At 47.8% G+C, this 22,262-nt stretch carries 15 protein-coding genes; 7 read left to right on the forward strand and 8 right to left on the reverse strand.

Annotated elements, in window-relative coordinates:
* Nucleotides 1-76: 76 nt before the first annotated feature.
* The gene (locus NXS09_RS00805) at nt 77-904 is read right to left on the reverse strand and encodes an SDR family oxidoreductase (protein ID WP_259290666.1); all 828 of its coding nucleotides are present in this window, start codon (nt 902-904) and stop codon (nt 77-79) included.
* Between the two features lie 169 nt (nt 905-1,073).
* On the opposite strand from NXS09_RS00805, the gene NXS09_RS00810 reads away from it, so the two are divergent.
* Together NXS09_RS00810 and NXS09_RS00815 are read left to right on the forward strand one after the other, a co-directional pair.
* Nucleotides 1,074-1,529: a c-type cytochrome gene (locus tag NXS09_RS00810; RefSeq protein WP_259290667.1), complete on the forward strand. Its 456-nt coding sequence runs from the start codon at nt 1,074-1,076 to the stop codon at nt 1,527-1,529.
* A 279-nt stretch (nt 1,530-1,808) separates the two neighbouring features.
* The gene (locus tag NXS09_RS00815; protein ID WP_259290668.1) at nt 1,809-3,629 is read left to right on the forward strand and encodes a monovalent cation:proton antiporter-2 (CPA2) family protein; all 1,821 of its coding nucleotides are present in this window, start codon (nt 1,809-1,811) and stop codon (nt 3,627-3,629) included.
* A gap of 85 nt (nt 3,630-3,714) precedes the next feature.
* On the opposite strand, the gene glnE is transcribed toward NXS09_RS00815, so the two are convergent.
* Both glnE and NXS09_RS00825 read right to left on the reverse strand, forming a co-directional pair.
* Nucleotides 3,715-6,408, reverse strand: coding sequence for a bifunctional [glutamate--ammonia ligase]-adenylyl-L-tyrosine phosphorylase/[glutamate--ammonia-ligase] adenylyltransferase (gene glnE / locus NXS09_RS00820; protein ID WP_259290669.1), 2,694 nt, complete (start codon nt 6,406-6,408; stop codon nt 3,715-3,717).
* Between the two features lie 117 nt (nt 6,409-6,525).
* A complete protein-coding gene (locus NXS09_RS00825) occupies nt 6,526-7,068 on the reverse strand; it encodes an isochorismatase family protein (protein WP_259290670.1) in 543 nt (180 codons plus the stop codon).
* A 541-nt stretch (nt 7,069-7,609) separates the two neighbouring features.
* On the opposite strand from NXS09_RS00825, the gene pgaA reads away from it, so the two are divergent.
* The 5 genes from pgaA to acnB all read left to right on the forward strand — a co-directional run bounded on the left by pgaA (nt 7,610) and on the right by acnB (nt 16,615).
* On the forward strand, nt 7,610-10,018 hold the full coding sequence (gene pgaA / locus NXS09_RS00830; protein WP_259290671.1) for a poly-beta-1,6 N-acetyl-D-glucosamine export porin PgaA: 2,409 nt from the start codon (nt 7,610-7,612) through the stop codon (nt 10,016-10,018).
* A gap of 97 nt (nt 10,019-10,115) precedes the next feature.
* A complete protein-coding gene (gene pgaB / locus NXS09_RS00835) occupies nt 10,116-12,041 on the forward strand; it encodes a poly-beta-1,6-N-acetyl-D-glucosamine N-deacetylase PgaB (RefSeq protein ID WP_259290672.1) in 1,926 nt (641 codons plus the stop codon).
* A gap of 173 nt (nt 12,042-12,214) precedes the next feature.
* Nucleotides 12,215-13,441 carry a poly-beta-1,6-N-acetyl-D-glucosamine synthase gene (gene pgaC / locus NXS09_RS00840; protein ID WP_259290673.1) on the forward strand — a complete coding sequence of 409 codons (1,227 nt, stop codon included), beginning with the start codon at nt 12,215-12,217 and terminating at the stop codon, nt 13,439-13,441.
* A 38-nt stretch (nt 13,442-13,479) separates the two neighbouring features.
* Nucleotides 13,480-13,767, forward strand: coding sequence for a hypothetical protein (locus NXS09_RS00845; RefSeq protein ID WP_259290674.1), 288 nt, complete (start codon nt 13,480-13,482; stop codon nt 13,765-13,767).
* A 262-nt stretch (nt 13,768-14,029) separates the two neighbouring features.
* On the forward strand, nt 14,030-16,615 hold the full coding sequence (gene acnB, locus NXS09_RS00850; protein ID WP_259290675.1) for a bifunctional aconitate hydratase 2/2-methylisocitrate dehydratase: 2,586 nt from the start codon (nt 14,030-14,032) through the stop codon (nt 16,613-16,615).
* A 159-nt stretch (nt 16,616-16,774) separates the two neighbouring features.
* On the opposite strand, the gene NXS09_RS00855 is transcribed toward acnB, so the two are convergent.
* The 5 genes from NXS09_RS00855 to NXS09_RS00875 form a co-directional block, all read right to left on the reverse strand.
* A complete protein-coding gene (locus tag NXS09_RS00855; RefSeq protein ID WP_259290676.1) occupies nt 16,775-17,308 on the reverse strand; it encodes an alpha/beta hydrolase in 534 nt (177 codons plus the stop codon).
* 23 nt (nt 17,309-17,331) lie between these two features.
* Nucleotides 17,332-18,108: an exodeoxyribonuclease III gene (locus NXS09_RS00860; protein WP_259290677.1), complete on the reverse strand. Its 777-nt coding sequence runs from the start codon at nt 18,106-18,108 to the stop codon at nt 17,332-17,334.
* 204 nt (nt 18,109-18,312) lie between these two features.
* A complete protein-coding gene (gene greB / locus NXS09_RS00865) occupies nt 18,313-18,810 on the reverse strand; it encodes a transcription elongation factor GreB (protein ID WP_151050556.1) in 498 nt (165 codons plus the stop codon).
* A 169-nt stretch (nt 18,811-18,979) separates the two neighbouring features.
* Complete coding sequence (gene cysI / locus NXS09_RS00870; protein WP_259290678.1) at nt 18,980-20,743, reverse strand: assimilatory sulfite reductase (NADPH) hemoprotein subunit; 1,764 nt, start codon at nt 20,741-20,743, stop codon at nt 18,980-18,982.
* 89 nt (nt 20,744-20,832) lie between these two features.
* Nucleotides 20,833-22,188, reverse strand: a complete 1,356-nt coding sequence (locus tag NXS09_RS00875) for an APC family permease (protein ID WP_259290679.1) — start codon at nt 22,186-22,188, stop codon at nt 20,833-20,835.
* Between the last annotated feature and the right edge of the window lie 74 nt (nt 22,189-22,262).

Here is a 22,262-nt window from a genome sequence, read left to right on the forward strand (position 1 = left end):
CAGGGTATCAAATAATCTTAAAAGGCCGTCTGAATAGGGTTTCAGACGGCCTTTGTTTTAAATGTTTCTTCTGCGCTTATTTAAACCATGATTTGATTTTTTGGAACAGCGAAGTGCTTTGTTGTTCGAAATTATCTTCTACCGGTTCAGGTTTCGGTGCTTCACGGTAAACGGGCAAAGCGCCGAAACTTTGCGCTACCGGCATGATTTCGATGCTGTTTACATTGACATGGGAAGGGCGTTGGTATAGCCATAAAACCGTTTCGGCAATATCTTGCGGGCGGATAAATTCGACATTTTCATATAGTTTGGCCGCCCGTTCATCATCGCCTTTAAAACGCACATTGGAAAACTCGGTATCACCGCACAAGCCCGGCTCGACATTGCTAACGCGGATATTGGTACCGGCCAAGTCGGCACGTAGGTTTAGGCTGAATTGGCGCACATAGGCTTTGCTGGCGCCGTATACATTGCCGCCGGGGTAGGGGTAGGTGCCGGCAATCGAACCGAGATTGATAATGTAGCCGTTTTTACGTTCGACCATTTGCGGCAGGATTTTATGGGTTAGGTAGGTGAGGCCGACAATATTGGTTTGAATCATGGTGTGCCAGTCGTCGAAATGGGCTTTGTCGGCCATATCCAAGCCGAGCGCCAAACCGGCATTGTTAATCAGGCCGTCGATGGTGTCGAAAGGTTCGGGCAGGTCTTGAAGGGCGTCATCGATGGCTTGGGTGGAAGAAACATCCATATCGAGCGGTAGGAAACGTTCGCCCAACTCCGCTTGCAAGGCTTCGAGTTTTTCGATACGCCGTGCCGCGCCAATCACATAATAACCTGCCGCCACAAAACTGCGGCACATCGCTTCGCCAAAACCGGCCGATGCGCCGGTAATCAAAACTGCCATGGTTTTCTCCTGATTCCCGAGGCATAAAACCGCCCCGTATTTTCTATTAAACAAATGCCGATTTATCGGTTACCCGGCCGTATGCGGCTGGTTCCCTTTATAGGTTTCGGGTATGATGCCGAGAAAAATAATATTCACCATAATACCATTAGAAAAGGAACACAACATCATGAACAGCAAAACCACCTTACTTTTGCCGTTGGCAGCCCTGTTGATTTTGGCAGGTTGTGGTGCGTCCGAACCTGATGTTGCCAAAGGCCCGATTTCGGAAGACCGCACAACGGCTTTTAAATCGATGATGCCCAACTTTAGCAGCATGCGCAAAATGGTTCAGGGCGACGAACCTTACGATATTGAAAAATTCAAAACTGCGGCTGCGGCGTTTGCCGAAGAGAGCCAAAAACCGTTCCAATATTTCCAACATGACGAACTGGGCGACGGCGATGCATTGCCGGTTATCTGGGAAAAGCCGGATGAATTTAAAGCCACTGAAGAGAAATTTCATGCCGCTGTAGCCGAGCTTAACAATAAAGCCCAATCCGGCAACCTTGAAGAAATCAAAGTGGCTTATAATAACGTGGAAGTAAATTGCAAAGCGTGTCACGATACTTTCCGGCGCCCTTAAACTCATGAGGTGAGGATACCAATGTTGATGGCATAACAGGCCGTCTGAAAATATTTTCAGACGGCCTGTTTGAATGATTAGCCGATGGTAGGTATTGAAACCTTGCCCTGTCGGACTATATTGAATAAACAGACCGATGAATAAAGAATTCGGCAGTATGTGGTATGTTTGATGTACTTGTGTTTACTTGGGTGGTAATCAAGCATATGGATGAGTTATTCTTTTTTTCTTTGTGATATTTTTACTAATTACGTCTTACCTTTCAAAGGAGTATCGGATATGGCGGCAGAAGGTTCGGATCAGTTGCTGCAGGTGGTTACCCTGCTCGGTGCGGCAGTGGTGGCAGTCCCTCTGTTCAAACGTTTGGGGCTCGGCTCGGTACTGGGGTATTTGGCTGCCGGTTTGGTTATCGGCCCGTTTGGGTTGAAATTCTTTGATGATGCGGAATCGGTGATTCATATTGCCGAGCTGGGCGTGGTGATGTTCCTGTTCGTTATCGGCTTGGAAATGAAGCCCTCGAATTTGTGGAACCTGCGCCGTCAGATTTTCGGATTGGGCAGCATGCAGGTGGTGTTGGCGGCTTCTATGCTCACGTTTGTGGGCATTACCGTATTGGGCATGCCTTGGCAGGTGTCGTTTGTGAGCGCTTCCGGTTTTGTGTTGACTTCGACAGCCGTTGTGATGCAGTTGCTTTCCGAACGGCATGAATCTGCTACACCGGAAGGGCAGCGGATTGTTTCTATTCTCTTGTTTCAAGATTTATTGATTGTGCCTTTGCTGGCCGCCGTAGCATTTTTGGCACCGACAACGGAGGCGGCTATTTTGGCGGATCAGACACCGATTTGGATGAAAATTGGCAAATCGGCACTTTCTTTAGGTATTTTGATAGCGGCCGGATTGTGGTTGCTCAATCCGATGTTCCGTATATTGGCCAAATCCAGAGCGCGTGAAGTGATGACGGCAGCGGCGTTGTTGGTGGTGCTGGGCGCGGCTTTTTTAATGGAACTCGGCGGTTTATCTATGGCGATGGGGGCGTTTATCGCCGGCGTATTGCTTTCCGAATCCAGCTTCCGTCATCAGCTTGAAGCCGATATCGAACCGTTTCGCGGCTTATTATTGGGGTTGTTTTTCCTCGGTGTGGGGATGAGCCTGAATTTGGAAGTGGTTTGGCATAATGCGTTAATGGTTGTTTCCAGTGTATTGGCGTTGATGGCGGGTAATGCTTCTATGATTTATCTGGTGGCTCGTTTAACCAAGAGCAAACACCGTGATGCCTTAAGCCGCGCCATGATGATGGCGCAGGGTGGTGAGTTTGCCTTTGTGATTTATTCCGCCGCCGCCGAACAAGGTGTGATGAGTGCCACAACGCATGCGAATATGACTGCTATTGTCGTATTGTCTATGGCATTAACCCCTTTGATATTGGTTTTGGGGCAGCGGTTTCTCAAAAATAATAACCAAGTGGATATGCAGGGCGTGGACGATGTGCAGGATAACGAATTACGCGGTAATGTTTTGATTATCGGTTTCGGTAGGGTCGGGCAGATTGCCAGTCAGGCACCGATTGCCTATGGTGCCCACATTTCAATTATTGATATGGATCCTAATGTTATCCGTCGCGCCGCAAAATACGGTTTCAAAGTTTACTACGGCAACGGTGTCCGCGCAGATGTGTTGCGGGCGGCAGGGGCGCAAAATGCCGATTGTATTATGATTTGTATTAATAAAATTGAAATCACCACCCGCATTGTGGAAACCGTCCGCCATTTATTCCCCAATGTGAAAACCATCGTCCGCGCTTATGACCGCGAACATGCGTTGGCATTGTTGAAAGCGGAAGCCGATTACTTTATCCGCGAAACATTCGATGCTGCCATCAATATGGGTGAAACCGCCGTGAAAATGTTGGGCGCGGAAGACAGCGAGGCAGAAGAAATTAGCGCCCGAGTCCGCCGTTTGGATAGCGAACGTTTTGCCTTAGAAGCCGCTGGTGATGATTTTGCCGGACAGGCGTTGTTGTTGGGGAATCAAACCCAAGGTGTGAATGAAGATGATGCAGAAGATGATAAAGATGTAGATGCAGAAGAGGAAAAAGCCTAATGTAGGTGGTTATTTATGATGAAGGCCGTCTGAAAACTTGTTCAGACGGCTTTTTGTTTAATGGAATGAAACCTTATTAGGGTTTTCAGACGGCCTCGAAGCGGACTTCTTCGCCGAATACCTGATGCCAGAGTTTTCTAACGTTGTCGTAGTAAGCGAGGACTTCTTCGGTTTCTTCAACTTTCTCGGCGTCGCGCAGTTTGGTATTGTGTTGTTGCTGGCGGTAGAAGCGGTAGGCGGCGCGGGATTGTTCGGCCAGTTGCTTATCTATCAGCCCGACATCGGCGGCGATGCTGAGTAGGGCGATATTGCCGTAGTTGTCGAGCAGTTGCGGGTATTGGTGTGCGTGGGCGAGGATGAGGTATTGAACGATAAATTCGACATCGACCACGCCGCCGCGTGCGTATTTGACATCGCTGTCTTCGGGCGGATGGGTGGCAAACATTTTTTCGCGCATTTCGGTGATTTCGTGTGCGAGTGCGGTTTGGTTGCGGTTGCGGGTGAGGATTTCGCTGCGTAGCTTGTCGAATGCGGCACCGATTGCGGGGCTGCCGCAGATAAAACGGGCGCGGGTGAGGGATTGGTGTTCCCATGTCCATGCGTTTTCGCGTTGGTATTTTTCAAAGGCGGCGAAGCTGTGGGTGAGAAAGCCGCTGTCGCCGTTGGGGCGCAGGCGCAGGTCGACTTCGTAGAGTTGGCCGGCGTTGGTGGCGGCGGAAAGCCAGCTGGTGAGGCGTCGGGCGAAGCTGGCGTAAATTTCTGGGGCGGCAGGGTTAGGATCGTCGTAGATATAGACTAAATCGAGGTCGGATGTGTAGCCCAGTTCTTTGCCGCCGAGTTTGCCGTAGCCGATGATGGCGATATTGGGGGTATCGGTATGGGTTTTGGGGGTGTCGGCCCATACGGCGGGTACGGCGGCGGTGAGGATGGTGTCGGCCAGTGCGGAAAGTTCGTCGGAAAGGGCTTCGACTGTCCAGAGTCCGGCCAAGTCTTGTACGGCAAGGCGGAAGATGTGGGCGTGTTGGAAATGGCGCAAGACGTCCATTTGTGCTTCGGTATCGCCTGCGGTGCGCTTGAGGCCGTCTGAAAGTTCGGCGGTCAGTGTCGGCCAGTCGTTACCGGTTTCCATGAGTTGTGCACTGAGCAGTTCGTCGAGCAGGGCGGGGTGGCGCACTAGATATTCGGATACCCATGAGCTTTGTCCCATAATGCCGGCAAAGATATCGAGTGCTTGCGGATGTTCGTAGAGAAAGGCGAGATAGGACGAACGGCGACTGATGCTTTCTAGGAAACCGAGTAGGCGTTGCAGGGTAACGGTCGGGTTGGGTTGGGTGGCCGCTGCTTGGGCGAGCAGCGGGATAACGGCATCGAAGCAGAGTTGTGCCTGTGCGGAAAGGTGGCGGTATTTGCTGCTTTGCTGAAGCTGGTTGAGCTGGCGCGAAATCAGGGAAGCGTTAAAACCGTGTTCAGCCAGCCGGTTGAAACGGGCTTCTTCGTCGGTATTTTCCTGCCAAATACATTGCCAGCCGTTGCTTTGTGAGGCGTTTTGTTCTTCGGGTTCGGATAGGATTTCGTTAAAGACGGCGTTGACTTGGTCGCGGTGTCGGTTGAGGCCGTCTGAAAAGGCTTGGTAGTCGGCAAAGCCCATGCTTTCGGCCAGTAATTGTTGTTGTTCGGGCTGTTCGGGCAGGGTTTGGGTTTGTTGGTCGTCCCAGTATTGCAGGCGGTGTTCGACATCGCGTAGGAAACGGTAGGCGGTGAGCAGGGTTTCTACGGTGTCGTGGTCGAGAATTTCGAGCATGTCGAGAACGCGTAGGGTTTCTTGTGTGCCTTTGAGTTGTAGGGCATGGATTTGCCCGCCGCGTATCAATTGGAAAATCTGGGCGATAAATTCGACTTCGCGAATGCCGCCGGCACCGAGTTTGATATTGTCGGCCATGCCTTTGCGGTTGACTTCGCTGCGTATCTGGCGGTGTAGCCGGCGCATGCCTTCATAGGCGTTGAAATCGAGGTATTTTCGGAATACAAACGGGCGTACTAAGGCAGCAATGCTGTTGGGATAGGGGGTAACGACGCGGCCTTTACACCATGCGTAGCGTTCCCACTCCCGTCCTTGTTGGATGAGGTATTGTTCCAGTGCGGTTTCGCTCAATACCAGTGCACCGCTGTCGCCGTCGGGGCGTAAGCGCATATCGACGCGGAAGACTTGGCCGTCGGCGGTGATGTCGTTGAGCAGGGTAATCAGTTTTTGGCCGACTTTGGTAAAAAATTCCTGATTGCTGCGTTCGCGCCTGCCGTCGGTGTCGCCGGATTCGGGGTAGATAAAAATCAGGTCGATGTCGGAAGATACGTTTAATTCGTAGCCGCCGGCTTTGCCCATGGCAACCACGCTTAAAAATTGCGGCTCGCCGCTGTGACGTCCGATTGGGGTGCCGTACATATCTTGATAATAGGCATGGGCGAAGCGTAGGGCGGTGTTGATGGCGAAGTCGGCCAATAAGGTAATGGTGCGGGTGACTTCGGCCAGGTCGCTGATACGGTTGATATCGCGAACGATAATTTGTGCAACGACATAACGGCGCAGCAGGCGCAATTGGCGGGCGAGTTCTTCTTCGTTTTCTTCGGCTTGGATGGCGGCCCAGTCGGCAAAGTTTTCAAAATCCGTTTCGGATAATGCTTTTTCCAGCATCGGATTCAGTATTTCGGGCTTGAGTTTGCCGTTATCAAGGTGGCGGGCGAGGAAAAGGGAATGGCGGCAGGCGTTTTCAATCGGGTTCATAAGGTATAGACGTGAAAAGATTCAGACGGTCTATCATAACAATGTTTGCGGCCGTCTGAAAATGAAAGTGGGTAGATACGGCATATTTATCGGGGTGGTTGTCCGCGGTTTGCCGTTTTATTGAATCAGTTTGGATACGGTTTTGAATACGGGATGTTTGGCATCGCCCAGCAGTTGGAACAGCAGGCTTTCAACATTGGACACCACGGCACCGGCGGCCTGCATTTGCTCTAAGGCATTGGTTTTATTAGCGGGTGCGCGTGATGTGGTGCATTCAAAGGGTACATAAACGTTCAGGCCGGCAGAGCGCATATCCAATACGGTTTGCAACATGCAAACATGGGTTTCGGCACCAATCAAAATCACATTTTCGGCATGGTGCTTCTCTAATGCCTCTTTGATTTCGGGCAGGAAAGCGGAAAACAGGGTTTTTTCAAATATCGGTACACCGTCGAGCAGCAGGCGGATGGCGGGAACGGTATGCCCTAAGCCTTTCGGATATTGCTCCGTAGCCAGCAGCGGGATACCGATGGCCTGTAAACCTTGTAGCAATACTCTGCTGCGTTCGACCATGGTGTCGGCATCGGCCAATACGGGATTCAGGCGTTCTTGAATATCGATCACGATACAGACGGTGTTGTTTTGGTGAAGTTGGGGCATCTTTTTCTCCTTGGTTTATCTGTTTTATAGATTGGTTGGGTTGTCGGTTTTTCAGACGGCTTGATGTTTCGGTTAAACCGGAAATATAAATATTTGAATAAATTATTTTATATGTATATTAAATTTACCTATTTATATGGGGGTTGTCAGCCTTAACTTGTTTTTAAGTAGATATTGTGCGCGAAAGTAGCGAGATGAACAAGTAATATGGTGAATGTCTATTTTTTAAATTATCTAATTAAATTATATTTGAATAAATGAATATTTATATAAGTTATTTATTTTAGTGCAATTATACCAAAACTGGCGATAATTCCGCCAAGTCGGTAATTCGACCGTTTAAGTGTTACTCAAGCAATCTTTAGCTAAATTGATATAAGCTTTCTAATAATAAATTCTCAGTTTGACTATTTGTTTTGGATATTTTCCTGTATCGCTAAAACATTCTATTTAATCTTTTTAATACAACTGCCAATATGCAAAAAGCATTTAAGATGCAGATTATTAAAGTATAAACATTTTTAAAAGCCCTCTTCATATTATGAGCCGAATCCACCCATTCTCATTTTGTGTGGTCGCTATTTTGGCGTCCGTACCTTATGCCGTTTCACAAGATATTCAAGCCGAGCGCGAGCATTGGGCTTTACATGCACGCAATGGAGCCGCCCAATTGGCCGAAGCTGCCGCGCAAATGGAAAAACTGTATGCGCAAAGCGGCGATGCGAAAGTGAGGGCAGATTTAATCGCTTTACTGCTGCGTCAGAATAAATCTGCCGAAGCGTTGGCGGTGTGCCCGACGTGTGCGGTAACGGATTATGCGCCGGACGAATTGGAAAATCTCGGTAAGGCGGCAAGAAATGTCCGCCAACCCCGTTTGGCCTATGATTTATACAGTCAGCTCCAAATTAAAATGCCTGCCGGTAAAGTCGGTTATTTGGGAGCGGCTTTAGCGGCGACGGATGCGGCCGAATATGCAGCGGCTAAAAATCAGATTGAAGCTTACAAGCAGCGTTTTGGAGACGATGCGGATATACGACAGGCTGAAAATTATCTAAATCAGTTTATCTTGCCATTGTCCGTGCAGTTGGTGCAACAGCAGAAGCAGTTGGAAGCCAATCCGGAAAGTCGTGACAATGTATTGGCTTTATACCGTACCGCAGCGCGGATGCAACTCTTTCCGCTTCAAGAACGGTTGATGGAGCGTTATCCGAATTATTTTAACGAACAGGATAAATTGTGGTTGGAAGCCACGGAGGCCGCTATATCGCTGCGTGCTTCGCGCAGTGCGGGACATTCACCAAAAATACAAGAGGCTTACCAACGTCTAAGTGCCGTTGTCGATAAAACGGTACCGGGTACGGGCATTCACACTCAGGCTTTGCGCGACCGTATGGCTGCAGCAGTTGCTGTTGGTAAAAATAAGCAGGCTTTGGAAGATTACCGTATTTTGGAAAAGCAAGGCGTGCAACCGCCTTATGTACAGAAAGAGTATGTCCAAGCTTTGTTAATGTCCGGCAGTCCCAATAAAGCGGGGCCTATATTGGATGCCGAGAGAAAGCGGCAGGAAAGCACGAAAAGCGGCAAGATTAATCCGGAGCTGGTTGAGCTGCTGGTTCGTAAAGAGTCGGATTTAATGCATTTCGATAAGGCCGAAGAAAATGTCAAATTATGGAATACAAGTCAATATATTCCTGATTTTACACATAATGTTCAAATTAAAAATCCATATTATGAGACTGCATATTTTTGGAATGCCCGCCTGAAAGCGTGGAAAGGTGATGCAAAAGGTGCGCAGGTGTTGATGGATAGCTGGCTTGACGAGCATCCCGCCGATCCGTGGGCCATGATATTGCAGGGTGAATTTAAGCAGTCAGACGGTAAAGAAGATGAGGCGGTGGCTTATTTTGATGAAGCACGCGAGTATTTGCCGGAACGGGAACAACAATTTATAGATGCCAAATCGGCAACAGCCTATATGGCCGCAGGCAATTGGTCTGCCGTTAATGACTTGGCCATAGGATTATCACGCGATGAAGTCGGCCTCAATGATTTTTGGCGAGCCTATGATTTGGAACGTGCGGCACAACTGAATATTTCCGGTTCCGCAATGAAAGCGACTTCACCGGAAGACGGTACGGAATGGAGCGAGACCATGCAATTATATAGTCCGCGCAGCCGTGAAGGGCATCGTGCTTATGTGCTTCAACAGCGTATTCATGTTCCTAATCACGGTGATCAATTGGCAAGCGGCCGCGTCGGCGCAGGCCTAGAAGTAAATTTGCATCCGTTTGTGGTTCAGGCGGAAGCAGGTCGGGGAACCCAGCTCAACGATAAAGGCTATGGCTCTTTGGGTGTGGACTATCGTGTAAATGATGATTTAAGCCTGAATGCCCGCGCTGCTATCAATAGTGAAAACACACCGGTCAAAGCGTTAAAGCAAGGTGTGTATGCCGATGAATATTCGATTGGTGCAAGGTATAACCCTTCGGCCAAAACAACGGTTGGTGCAAGTGCCGGTATCTTCAAGTTTGATGACGGCAATACCCGCAAGAGTGCCGGTATTTGGCTGAATCATAATATTTTCCAATATAACCGTTGGAAGTTAGACGGTTCTTTATCTGCCGACTATGGCAGAAATAAAAATATTCCCGAAGCATTTTATTATAACCCTGAAAAGAATAAGAGTTTTGATGGTCTCTTGGCTCTGACTTATACCATTCCGATGGACAACCAAATTATTTTCAGACAAACCCTAAGCGGCGGCGCAGGGCGCTATAGCCAAACGGGACGGAAAACCGAAAACACTTGGCAGATTAAATACGGGCATGGTTGGAGCTTCGGTCGTCGCGCGGTATTGGGATATGAATTCGGCCGTCGTCAAGCCGTATATGACGGCGCACCCGAATATCACAATTTCGGCAGTCTCAATCTTAGCCTGAAATTATATTGATAGATAACTGAATAAAAGATTTTCAGACGGCCTACAGATTTCTGACTGCCTGAAAGCCGATTCATCATGTTAACCAAATATTAGAAAAGCAAACAAAATGAAATATACCCACCTGCTTGCCGGTCTGTTTTTAGCCTGCGGTTTACAAACGGTTTATGCCGCCGATGTACGCTACGGGGTGATTTGTTATCACGATGTGATTGATGGGGCTCAATCTCTCGGAAGTGTGGATGTAGCAAATGATATGGCGGATATGAAAGGCGAAATGAAACGCCAATATTTTCCGCAAACCATTACTGTCGAACGGTTGACAGCACATTTTAACTGGCTGCGTGATAACGGTTATACACCGGTGAGCTTCAAACAGATTGAAGATGCGCGTGCAGGCAAAGGCGAGCTGCCGCCCAAGCCGGTATTACTCACTTTCGACGATGGTTATGCCAGTTTTTACACCAAAATTTATCCGTTATTGAAGGCTTATAACTATCCGGCTGTTTTTGCTTTGGTGACTTCCTGGTTGGAGCAGCCGGAAGGCAGCATGATTACTTATGGTAAAGAAAAATTGCCGCGCTCCGCTTTTATTACTTGGGCACAAATGCGTGAAATGGTGCAAAGCGGTTTAGTCGAAGTGGCTTCGCATACGCATGACCTGCATCACAGTGTGACCGGAAATCCTTATGGTACGCAGTTTGCCGCTATGTTCCCCGAATATAAAAACGGCCGTTATGAAACAAAAGCCGAGTATGAAAAACGCATACGCGATGATTTGCAAAAATCGGTAGATATCATCACCAAACGTACAGGGTTTCGCCCGAATGTTTTAGTGTGGCCTTACGGGCAATTTAGTCAGGAAGCGCAGGCCATTGCCCACAGTGTGGGGCTCACCAATGACTTTACTTTATTTGATAACACACTGAATACCGTTGAACAGCATAGTATCGGTAGGGCTTTGGTGGATAACGAAACCGGTTATGCCCTTATGAAAGCCTATTTGGATGAAGCCATATATACGCCGCCGCACCAACGGGCGATGTATATCGATTTGGACTCTCTTTACGATGCCGATCCGAAAAAATTGGAAAGTAAATTCGATAAGTTGATTGAGCGGGTTTACAAAATGGGTGTAACTACCGTCTATCTGCAAGCTTTTTCTGATGAAGATGGCGACGGACTGGTGGATTCGGCCTATTTCCCCAATCGGCATTTAAAAATGAAAGCCGATTTGTTCAGCCGTGTTGCATGGCAGATGATGACCCGTTCCGGTGTGAAAGTTTATGCACAGATGCCTATGACGGCCTTTGATTTGGGTGATGGCTATGAATACATCACCGATAAGGATAGCGGTCGTACAAGTGCGCGTAAGAAATTGTATTTATCCCCATCCAGTAGTCAAAACCGCCAAGCGGTCGTCGATCTTTATGAAGATTTGGCTTTCAACAGCCGGTTTAACGGGTTGGTATTCGGCGAGGATAGTTTGATAGCAGGCGACGGAGGCAATATTGCCATGAAGCGCCCTGTATCCGATGTCGTTTTAGAAGGGCAGCAAAGAAGCAATCTAATCAATTATTCCAATCTACTTAAGCAGGCGGTATTGAAATACAGCTTCAACGGACCTCAAGAATTAAAGACTGTTCGCAATCTGTATGTAGAAGGAAATGATATAGAGGTAAAACAAAGGCTTACTGCATATTTGCCGCTGTTTACACAGAATTATAACTATACCGCCATTATCGCTATGCCTTATGAGTCAGGTGGTGTGAAAACCAATCGTCAAGCCGCAGAAAAATGGATGAGCGGACTGGTTGCAGATGTGAAAGACAGTGGTGTGCCGTTGGATAAAACCGTATTTGAACTTCAATCTGTTGATGTGGATACCAGACAGCCGATTGATAGTAGAGAAATGGTTAGCTGGATGCAGCTGTTGAGAAAAGAAGGCGTGAAAAACTTGGCTTATTCGCCGGATGATTATCTGGGGAATCAGCCGTTAATGGAAAATGTTCGACCGATATTTTCAGTAAAGTAATCAAATAAATATAGATGTAAATGGGTTGCTTGAGTAAGCCTCTTATTGCGTTATGTGTAAAGGAGGCCGTCTGAAAAATGTGACGCCAAAATATGAATGTCATTGCTTTGACAAGCAAATGAATAAAGAAAATTGGTTGCCGATACAAACAATACCAATAAGGAATATACCAAATGGACTGGTATGAATATTTAGCCGTTTTCGTCATGCTATATCCGGGCATTATGGCCATGTATTGGACGTTATCCGGTCTGTTTTATTTTCTGTTTTGGGAAAGCCGTACGGAAGAGCCGGAATATGCTTTCCGGGAATATGCACCTATGGTTAGTGTGCTGATTCCCTGCTACAACGAAGCAGACAATCTGGATATTTCTATCCCGCATCTATTAAATCTGACCTATCCGAACTACGAACTTATTTTTATTAACGACGGCAGTAGCGACAATACTTTGGAAATTATCCGCCGTTGGGCCTTGGAGGCCGAGAAAATTGTTGTTATCGACCAGCCGAACAACGGTAAAGCGGTGGCTATGAACACCGGTGCACGGCATGCGCAGGGCGAATATATCGTCGGTATCGACGGCGATGCCATTTTGGATTACAGCGCCATTGAATACATGATTCAGAATATGGAAAACAATCCTGATTTAGGTGCGGTAACCGGTAACCCGCGTGTCCGCAACCGCAGTACCGTTTTGGGCAAACTCCAAGTGGCAGAATTCAGTTCCATTATCGGTTTGATTAAACGCTCACAAAGCGTAGTAGGCACTTTATTTACCGTATCCGGTGTAATCATGTGTATCCGCAAGGAAGTACTAAATGAAATCGGCGGTTGGAGCGACAACATGATTACAGATGATATTGATATCAGTTGGAAAACCCAGATGGCCGGCTACAACATTGCTTACGAACCACGCGCCCTATGTTGGGTGTTGATGCCGGAAACCATCCGCGGCTTATACCGTCAGCGGTTACGTTGGGCGCAGGGCGGTGCCGAAGTCATTATGAAATATTTAAAACATATCTGGAAGCTGAAAAATATCCGGTTATGGCCGCTTTATATCGAATATTTCTTAACGCTATTTTGGGCTTATGCTTTATTCATTATTACGTTGTTGGGTGTTTTAGGATGGATATTCGGCTATCAACATGACTTTACCCCGTTTAAAGTAGCCAGTTTGATGACATTCATGATGTTCATTTTGCAGTTTTCAGTGAGCATATTTATCGACAGCCGTTATGAACGGAATTTGTTTCGTTATTTCATCAGTTGTATTTGGTATCCCTATGCATTTTGGTTGATAAATAGCGTTACATTGATTCATGGCTTTCCCAAAGCCTTGTTTCGTGACAAACACCGTAAGGCTACATGGGTTAGCCCTGATAGAGGCGTGCAATAAAAGTAATTGATACTTCAATAATAAGAAAGGAGCATATTATGACGGAACAAATGCAAGATCTACGCGAATTAATGGTGATTCATAAAGCGCGTAATCCCAACAGGGTAATCAGTACCAAAAGCATGTTGATTTTTATTATTACATGGTCGTTGTGGTTGTTGACAGCTTATCTGATTGTCCGTGAACACCAAGCATTACTATATAACCCTATTATCGGTGACTGGACATTGGAAGAGTTGTGCAAAGCTGCTGCCATTATTGTGTTGGGGCAATTGAACATATTGTTATTGTGGTCAATTTTTATAGCAGGTAAGTCACGGGATTGATAAAGATTTTTATTACCTAGCAAGAGGGCCGTCTGAAAATATTTTCAGGCGGCCCTCTTGCTATAAAAAGTCTTAAAGGCGGTTATAAAAAGTCTTAAAGAAAGTTCCTATTTATACGATTTTAGTTTATTATCTATAGACTACGGTATACAACATATTATGCCATTGTTGCGGATAAACCGAATGATTTGTTTGTGTCGATGCTGTATTTTTATGTTATATGCCACCCCTGAGAAGAAAAATCACTAAAAGGAACCACGAGATGTTAGAAGCTTATCGCAAAGCTGCCGCAGAGCGCGAAGCTCTGGGCATTCCCGCCCTCCCACTCACCGCACAACAGACTGCCGAATTAGTCGAACTGTTGAAAAATCCGCCTGAAGGCGAAGGTGAGTTCTTAGTCGAATTGCTTGCCCACCGCGTACCGCCCGGTGTGGACGATGCTTCCAAAGTGAAAGCATCTTTCCTTGCCGCTGTTGCCGAAGGTAGTGTCAGCACCCCGCTGATTACACCCGAATACGCAACCGAATTGTTGGGCACGATGCTCGGTGGCTACAATATCCACCCGCTAATCGAACTCTTAGATAATGAAAAACTGGCACCGATTGCCGCTCAAGCCCTGAAACATACATTATTGATGTTCGATGCATTCCATGATGTTCAGGAAAAAGCCGAACAAGGCAATGAATATGCCAAAGCCGTTATGGAATCTTGGGCCAATGCCGAATGGTTTACCGAGCGTGAAAAAGTGCCTGAAAAAATTACCGTAACCGTTTTCAAAGTAGACGGTGAAACCAATACCGATGATTTGTCTCCCGCACCGGATGCATGGTCGCGTCCGGATATCCCGCTGCATGCCTTGGCTATGCTGAAAAACCCGCGCGACGGTATTACACCCGATAAATCCGGCGAAATCGGTCCTATCAAATTGTTGGAAGAATTAAAAGCCAAAGGCCACCCTGTGGCTTATGTCGGTGACGTAGTCGGTACCGGTTCTTCGCGTAAATCCGCTACCAACTCTGTGATTTGGCATACCGGTTTGGATATTCCGTATGTACCGAACAAACGCTACGGCGGTATCTGCTTGGGCGGTAAAATCGCACCGATTTTCTTCAATACCCAAGAAGACTCCGGCGCATTGCCGATTGAAGTAGATGTATCAGCGTTGAAAATGGGAGATGTTGTCGACATCCTGCCTTATGAAGGCAAAATTGTGAAAGACGGCGAAACCGTAGCCGAATTCGAATTGAAATCAGAAGTGTTGCTGGACGAAGTTCAAGCCGGTGGTCGTATTAACCTGATTATCGGTCGCGGCTTGACTGCCAAAGCCCGCGAAGCTTTAGGCCTGCCTGCTTCTACCGAATTCCGCTTGCCGAAAGCACCTGCCGAAAGCAATGCCGGCTTCTCTTTGGCACAAAAAATGGTTGGCCGTGCTTGCGGCCTGCCTGAAGGCAAAGGTGTTCGTCCGGGTACTTATTGCGAACCGCGTATGACTACAGTGGGCTCACAAGATACCACCGGCCCGATGACCCGTGACGAGTTGAAAGACTTGGCTTGTTTAGGCTTCTCTGCCGATTTGGTGATGCAGTCTTTCTGTCACACTGCTGCTTATCCGAAACCGATTGACGTGAAAACCCACAAAGAGCTGCCTGCGTTTATCTCTACCCGTGGCGGTGTATCTTTGAATCCGGGTGACGGTGTGATTCACTCATGGTTAAACCGTTTGCTGTTACCCGATACCGTAGGTACCGGTGGTGACTCGCATACCCGTTTCCCATTGGGTATTTCCTTCCCGGCAGGTTCAGGTTTGGTGGCGTTTGCTGCGGCAACCGGTGTAATGCCGTTGGATATGCCTGAGTCTGTATTGGTACGCTTCAGTGGTAAATTGCAACCGGGTGTTACCCTGCGTGACTTGGTGAATGCCATTCCGTTGTATGCCATTAAAGAAGGCTTGCTGACCGTAGCTAAAGCCGGTAAGAAAAACATCTTCTCCGGCCGCATTCTGGAAATCGAAGGCTTGCCCGATTTGAAAGTAGAACAAGCATTTGAATTGTCTGATGCTTCCGCCGAACGTTCTGCTGCCGGTTGTACCGTGAAACTGAACAAAGAGCCGATCATCGAATACATGAAATCTAATGTTGTATTGATGAAAAACATGATTGCCAACGGCTATAAAGATCCGCGTACTTTAGAGCGCCGTATTAAAGCGATGGAAGCATGGTTGGCCGATCCGCAATTATTGGAAGCCGATAAAGATGCCGAATACGCTGCAGTTATCGAAATCAATATGGACGATATTAAAGAGCCTATCGTGGCTTGTCCGAACGATCCCGATGATGTGAAGTTCATGACTGAAGTATCCGGTACGAAGATCGACGAAGTATTTATCGGTTCTTGTATGACCAATATCGGTCACTTCCGTGCTGCTTCCAAACTGTTGGAAGGTAAGAGTGATATTCCGGTACGCTTATGGATTGCGCCGCCAACTAAAATGGATGCCCATGAATTGAGCGAAGAAGGCCACTATGGTGTATTGGGTCGTGCCGGTGCCCGTATGGAAATGCCGGGTTGCTCTCTGTGTATGGGTAACCAAGCGCAGGTGCATGAAGGTGCGACTGTAATGTCCACTTCAACCCGTAACTTCCCGAACCGCTTGGGTAAAAACTCAAACGTGTTCTTGGGTTCTGCCGAGTTGGCGGCAATCTGCTCGAAACTGGGTAAAATCCCGACACTTGAAGAGTATCAAGCCAATATCGGTATTATTAACGAGCAAGGTGCAGAAATTTACCGTTATATGAACTTTAACGAAATCGACACTTATAACGAAGTAGCCGAAAAAGTAAACGTATAATGGCAAAGATTCAGACGGCCTTTAAATTGGATTAAAGCAGCTGTCTGAAAAAAAGAAGCCGGATAGTTTAAGCTATCCGGTTTCTTTTTGATTAAAGCCGTCTGAACAATTTCAGACGGCTTTAATCGCATGATTTATTCATAAAATTTTAGTGATAACTTAAGCTAATAACATTTCCTGTAATAGCTTTGCTCCCCATTGCCAACCGTTTAAACCTTGGTTCAGACGGCCTTCTTGTGGGGCTATCAATAACCGTGCGCCCCATAGTGCGGCTTGTTGCTGCGCCCATTCTTCGGCGCAAACGGTATCTTGGTTACCGATAACCAATGCTGTCGGGCAGTGGCAACGTACCCGCATTAGCGTATGCTGTTCGTCATCGGGAAAAACCGCAGGATTGGGTGACACCAACATCATGGTGCGGATACGCTTTTGTGTATGAACCCCGGCCAGATAGAGCCATGCCAGCCAGCCCGATACACCCGAACCGTGTGCAACCACGGCGATATTTTTACTGTATATTGTGGCAAAGGCCGTCTGAATAGTAGTTTGCCATTCTTGAATATTTTGATGGCGGGATATTTCGGCCATCCGGACGGTCGGATAGCTGACGGCCCAACGGTCTATCCACATTTTGGGTTCGTCGGCATCGCGTATCAGCAGCAGGGTTAAATCTTCGAGGTCTTGGCTGTGCATAATCAATTAAGTTGCTTTTATCTTTAAATGGCGTAGTCATATTCCACAACCAAAGGTGCATGGTCGGAAAACTTTTCATCTTTATAAACATAAGCCTGAGTAGCTTTAGCAGCCAGTTCGGGTGTGACCATATGATAATCGATGCGCCACCCTACATCTTTGGCATACGCTTGGCCGCGGTTACTCCACCAAGTATAGCCCGGTATGTCGGGATAAAGGGTGCGCCACATATCGACCCAACCTAAGTCGGCAATCACTTTGCCGATCCACTCGCGCTCTTCGGGCAGAAAGCCGGAATTCTTCTGATTGCCTTTCCAGTTTTTCAAATCAATATTTTGGTGGGCGATATTCCAGTCGCCGCAAACCACAATATCGCGTCCGCCTGCTTTCATTTCGGCCAACATTGGATAAAACGCATCAAGAAAACGGTATTTTAATTCTTGTCGTTCCGGTGCACTGGTACCTGAGGGCAGGTATAGCGAAATCACGCTTAGATTGCCAAAATCGGCACGGACAAAGCGTCCTTCGCGGTCAAACTCTTCAATACCCATACCGGTTTGAACATGATCGGGGCGTTGTTTGCTATAGATGGCCACACCGCTGTAACCGCGCTTTTCGGCACAATGCCACACGCCATGCATACCGTGCGGGTTTTTCATATCATCGGATAAATCGGCTTCTTGTGCTTTTAATTCTTGAACGCACACAATATCCGCCCCCGAAGCAGCGATATATTCATGAAAACCTTTTCGGTAGGCGGAACGAATGCCGTTGACATTGGCTGAAATGATTTTAAGCATGGTATGAAAATATCCGGATAAAAGCCGCATTGTACCTGAAATATTTTTCATACAACTTAGTCTAGGGAAAAATCTGCGGTTGTTTTGTGTATGGTATGGGTTGGATGCGGCTATGGTTACGGAAGATTAGGCCGTCTGAAAAATTTTCAGACGGCCTAATCTTATAACAATATTTATTTGATAAGCGATACCGCTTGATTCAATTTAATCAATGCGGATATATTCAACCGACAATATTTCAATAATTTCTTTGCCTTCCGGCCCTGCCAATACGACTTCGTCGCCTTCGTGGGCTTTTAGCAGGCTGCGTGCGAGCGGGGAAATCCATGAAATTTTATTCTTGCCCGTATCGATTTCATCAATACCGACAATTTTTACCGTTTGTTCGCTGCCGTCGCCGCGCAACAGGCCGACGGTGGCGCCGAAGAAAACCTGATCGGTGGCTTCCCGTGTTTCGGGGTCGACCACTTGTGCGGCTTCCAGCCTTTTGGTGAGAAAGCGGATACGGCGGTCGATTTCGCGCATGCGGCGTTTGCCGTAGAGATAATCGCCGTTTTCGCTGCGGTCACCGTTGCTGGCCGCCCAGTTGACGATTTGTACGATTTCAGGACGCTCTTTATTCACGAGCTGATACAGTTCGTCTTTTAACGCTTGCCAGCCGGTGGGGGTGATATAGTTTTTGGGCGTATCGTCGTTGCTCATAGCTGAGGCCGTCTGAAAAATCATAAAGCGTTATTTTAGTCTATCAACACGTTTTTAGGCGTGTTTTTTTATTTTTCATTGTAATGCCCGGATAGGTTTTTTATAAAATAATGCTGCCGTTGTTGGGGAAACGGCAGCATTTAAGTTTTATAGTACAACCATGAGTTTATTAAGCAGGCAGCGCTTCTTCTGTTGCCCAGAAATCTGTCGGAGCATTGATTACGGGTTTGATAATGCCCGTGCGTACGGCAAAGTCGCCGAATCCTTCATCTTTCAGACGGCCTGCCGCCCATGCAGCCAACCAGCCGTCGATAATTTCCAGAATTTCCGGCTCTGTAATATTTTCTTTAAACAGGCGCGGGATGCGTGTGCCTTCGCGATTGCCGCCGACGTGCAGGTTATAGCGGCCCGGTGCTTTGCCGACCATGCCGATTTCTGCCAGCATGGCGCGGCCGCAGCCGTTGGGGCAGCCGGTAACGCGCAATACGATATGCTCTTCAGACAAACCGTGACGGGCAAACAATTCATCGATTTTGTCGATAAATTTCGGCAAGAAACGCTCGGCTTCGGCCATCGCCAACGGGCAGGTCGGCAGTGAAACGCAGGCCATGCTGTGTTCGCGTTGCGGCGTAGTGGAATTGTTTATCAGTTTGTGTTCGCGGGCAATGCGTTCGATATTTTCTTTGTCTTCTTCAGGCACATTGGCCACAATCAGGTTTTGATTGGCGGTTAGACGGAAATCGCCTTTGTGAACTTTGGCAATTTCGCGTATACCGCTTTTCAGAGGGCGGTCGGGGTAGTCGAGTAAGCGGCCGTTTTCAATGAATAAGGTTAAATGCCATTTTTTATCTTCGCCTTGTACCCAACCGATACGGTCGCCGCGTGATGTGAATTCATAAGGTTGAATCGGTTGGAATTTGGCTTCCATCCGTTTTTCCACTTCGGCAATAAAGTTGTCGATGCCTTTGTTTTGCAGCGTATAGCGGGTTTTGGCGTTTTTACGGTTGCTGCGGTTGCCCCAGTCGCGCTGTACCGATACGACGGCTGCGGCGCAGTCCAGTGTTTTTTCTAATGGGATAAAACCGAATTCTTGTGCGGTGTTCGGGTAGGTTTGGTGGTTGCCATGTTCCATAGAAAGACCGCCGCCGACCAATACATTAAAGCCGATTAGGTTGCCGTTTTCGCCGATGGCGACAAAGTTCAAATCGTTGGCGTGTAAATCGACATCGTTATGCGGCGGAATCACCACGGTGGTTTTGAATTTACGCGGCAGGTAGTTTTTGCCGAGTACGGGTTCGGTTTGGTCGCCGCTTTTCACGCCGTCTTTAAGCGGCGTGGGCGGCATGGTTTCGGTGGATTCCACTTTCTCGCCGTCCAGCCAGATTTCGGCATAGGCGCGGGTTTTGGGCAGTAGGTGCTCGCTGATTTTTTTCGCCCATTCGTAAGCTTGGCGGTGTAGTTCGCTCTCTACCGGATTGGATGTGCACAATACATTGCGGTTAACGTCGCCGGCGGTTGCGATGGAATCCAAGCCGAGGTGATGCAGCCATTGGTGCATGGGTTTGATGTCGCTTTTCAATACGCCATGGTATTGGAAGGTTTGGCGGTTGGTCAGCCGGATACTGCCGTAAAGCGTGTGCTCGTCGGCGAATTGGTCGATACCGAGCCATTGTTTGGGCTGGATAATACCACCGGGCAAGCGGCAGCGCAGCATCACGTTTTTATTCGGCTCCAGTTTTTGTTCGAGGCGCTCGGCGCGGATATCGCGGTCGTCTTGCTCATACATGCCGTGAAAGCGGATAAGCTGAAAGTTGTCGCCTTTGAAGCCGCCGGTGAGCTGTTCTTGTAAGTCTTCTTTGATAGTGCCTTTTAAATAATCGCTTTGCCCTTTTAGGCGTTCGTTATCGGAAAGTTTTGGGGTTTTATCATTCATTATGGTGTTCCTTTAATGGTAGTCGGCAACAACGGATAATGGTGCCGGTATATTTGGTTGTTGGTATGGGTAAAGTGTGTGGTTTGGGTTTAGCAAGATAGCCGGCGGCATCGTAATACAAGGTATGCAAAACATAAGCCCAGCGCGGTAATCATAATGCCGAGGCTACTCATCGATAAGTGGTTGAGTGCATCGGGCATCAGCAGTAAAACAATAAAGACGATGCTGGTGATGACCGCTAAATAGGCGGAAATAGGGTGTCGGGCATTTTTTCTCAAACGAACCAAATCGGCAAAGGCGACATAAAAGAAGCCGATGGCAATACCGAAAGAGGCGGTATTCACCATATCCGACAGATGGTTTCTACCCAGCCACGGGGCAAACAGACACAAAACCAAAATCAGCAAACCGGTTCGTTTTTGGGAAAAGCTACGGTCGGGTGCGGTCAACCATGAGGGCAGCGCACCTAAATCGTGCATGGATTCGAACAGTTTGCCGGTGGCCAACATAAAGCCGTTGATGCCGCTGAGAATCGAGCACACCATCGCCGTTGCCAAAATGGCCATGCCCCATGTGCCTGCGATATGGCGGATGCCTTCGCCGGTTGCCCATGGCGAATGGGCAATGGCCGCATAATCGAAATTCAGATTCAGGGCGGTTAGGTAGTTAATGGCTAAATAGAAAAAACAGCCGGCAGCGATGGAAAATAAAATAATAAATTTAGTCTGCGTTTTGGAACGGCTGATCACTTTGGAAAGCTGGGGGGTGGTTTCAAAACCGATATAAGCCCAAGGCATCACGGCGAGCACGGCCAACCATGTGCTGTTTTCCGAACCAGCATGATGTATTTCGGCGGAAACCAATGGCAGGATATGGTTTGGCGCCGCATATAAAGAAGCTGCCAATAAGGCAAACAGCGACAATACCATCAATAGGGCGATATACAGTTGGGTTTTTGCCCCTGCACGAATGCCTTTATAGTTGGTATAGGAAAACAGGCAGACAACCGCCATGCAGACGGCGGCTTCGCTGGCATAAACATCCCAACCTGAAATGGTATAAAGGTAGCCGATTTGCCATGACGCGGGTAGGAAGTAGCGCATCAGTAAGGTGATGGCGGAAATATTCAGGGCAATGATGGCGATATAGCCTGCCAATATGCACCAACTGTAGATAAGGGCGTGTGTGCGGTTTAGGTGTGTGGCAATCCAGCCGATACTGCCCAAACGGCGGTCTGATTCCCTTGAGGAAAGGTTGATATAAGGTTTGGCAATAAGGGCAATCAATAAAGTACCGATAAGAATGGCAGCCGATGAGCCGTATAATCCTGATTTTAGAAACAAATCGCCGGGCATCACATAAGCACCCCAGCCGATAATGGCGCCGAGGCTGATGGCGATGGCTTCATAAAAAGAGATATTTGGTTGCTTGGTAGCTTGGGTCATAATTATCCTCTTGGCCGTCTGAAACTATTTATTATTTATATTGAAAGCCGAAGCCTGTTCAGACGGCATTACAT

This window comes from Neisseria montereyensis (assembly GCF_024834045.1).
GTDB classification, from domain to species: domain Bacteria; phylum Pseudomonadota; class Gammaproteobacteria; order Burkholderiales; family Neisseriaceae; genus Neisseria; species Neisseria montereyensis.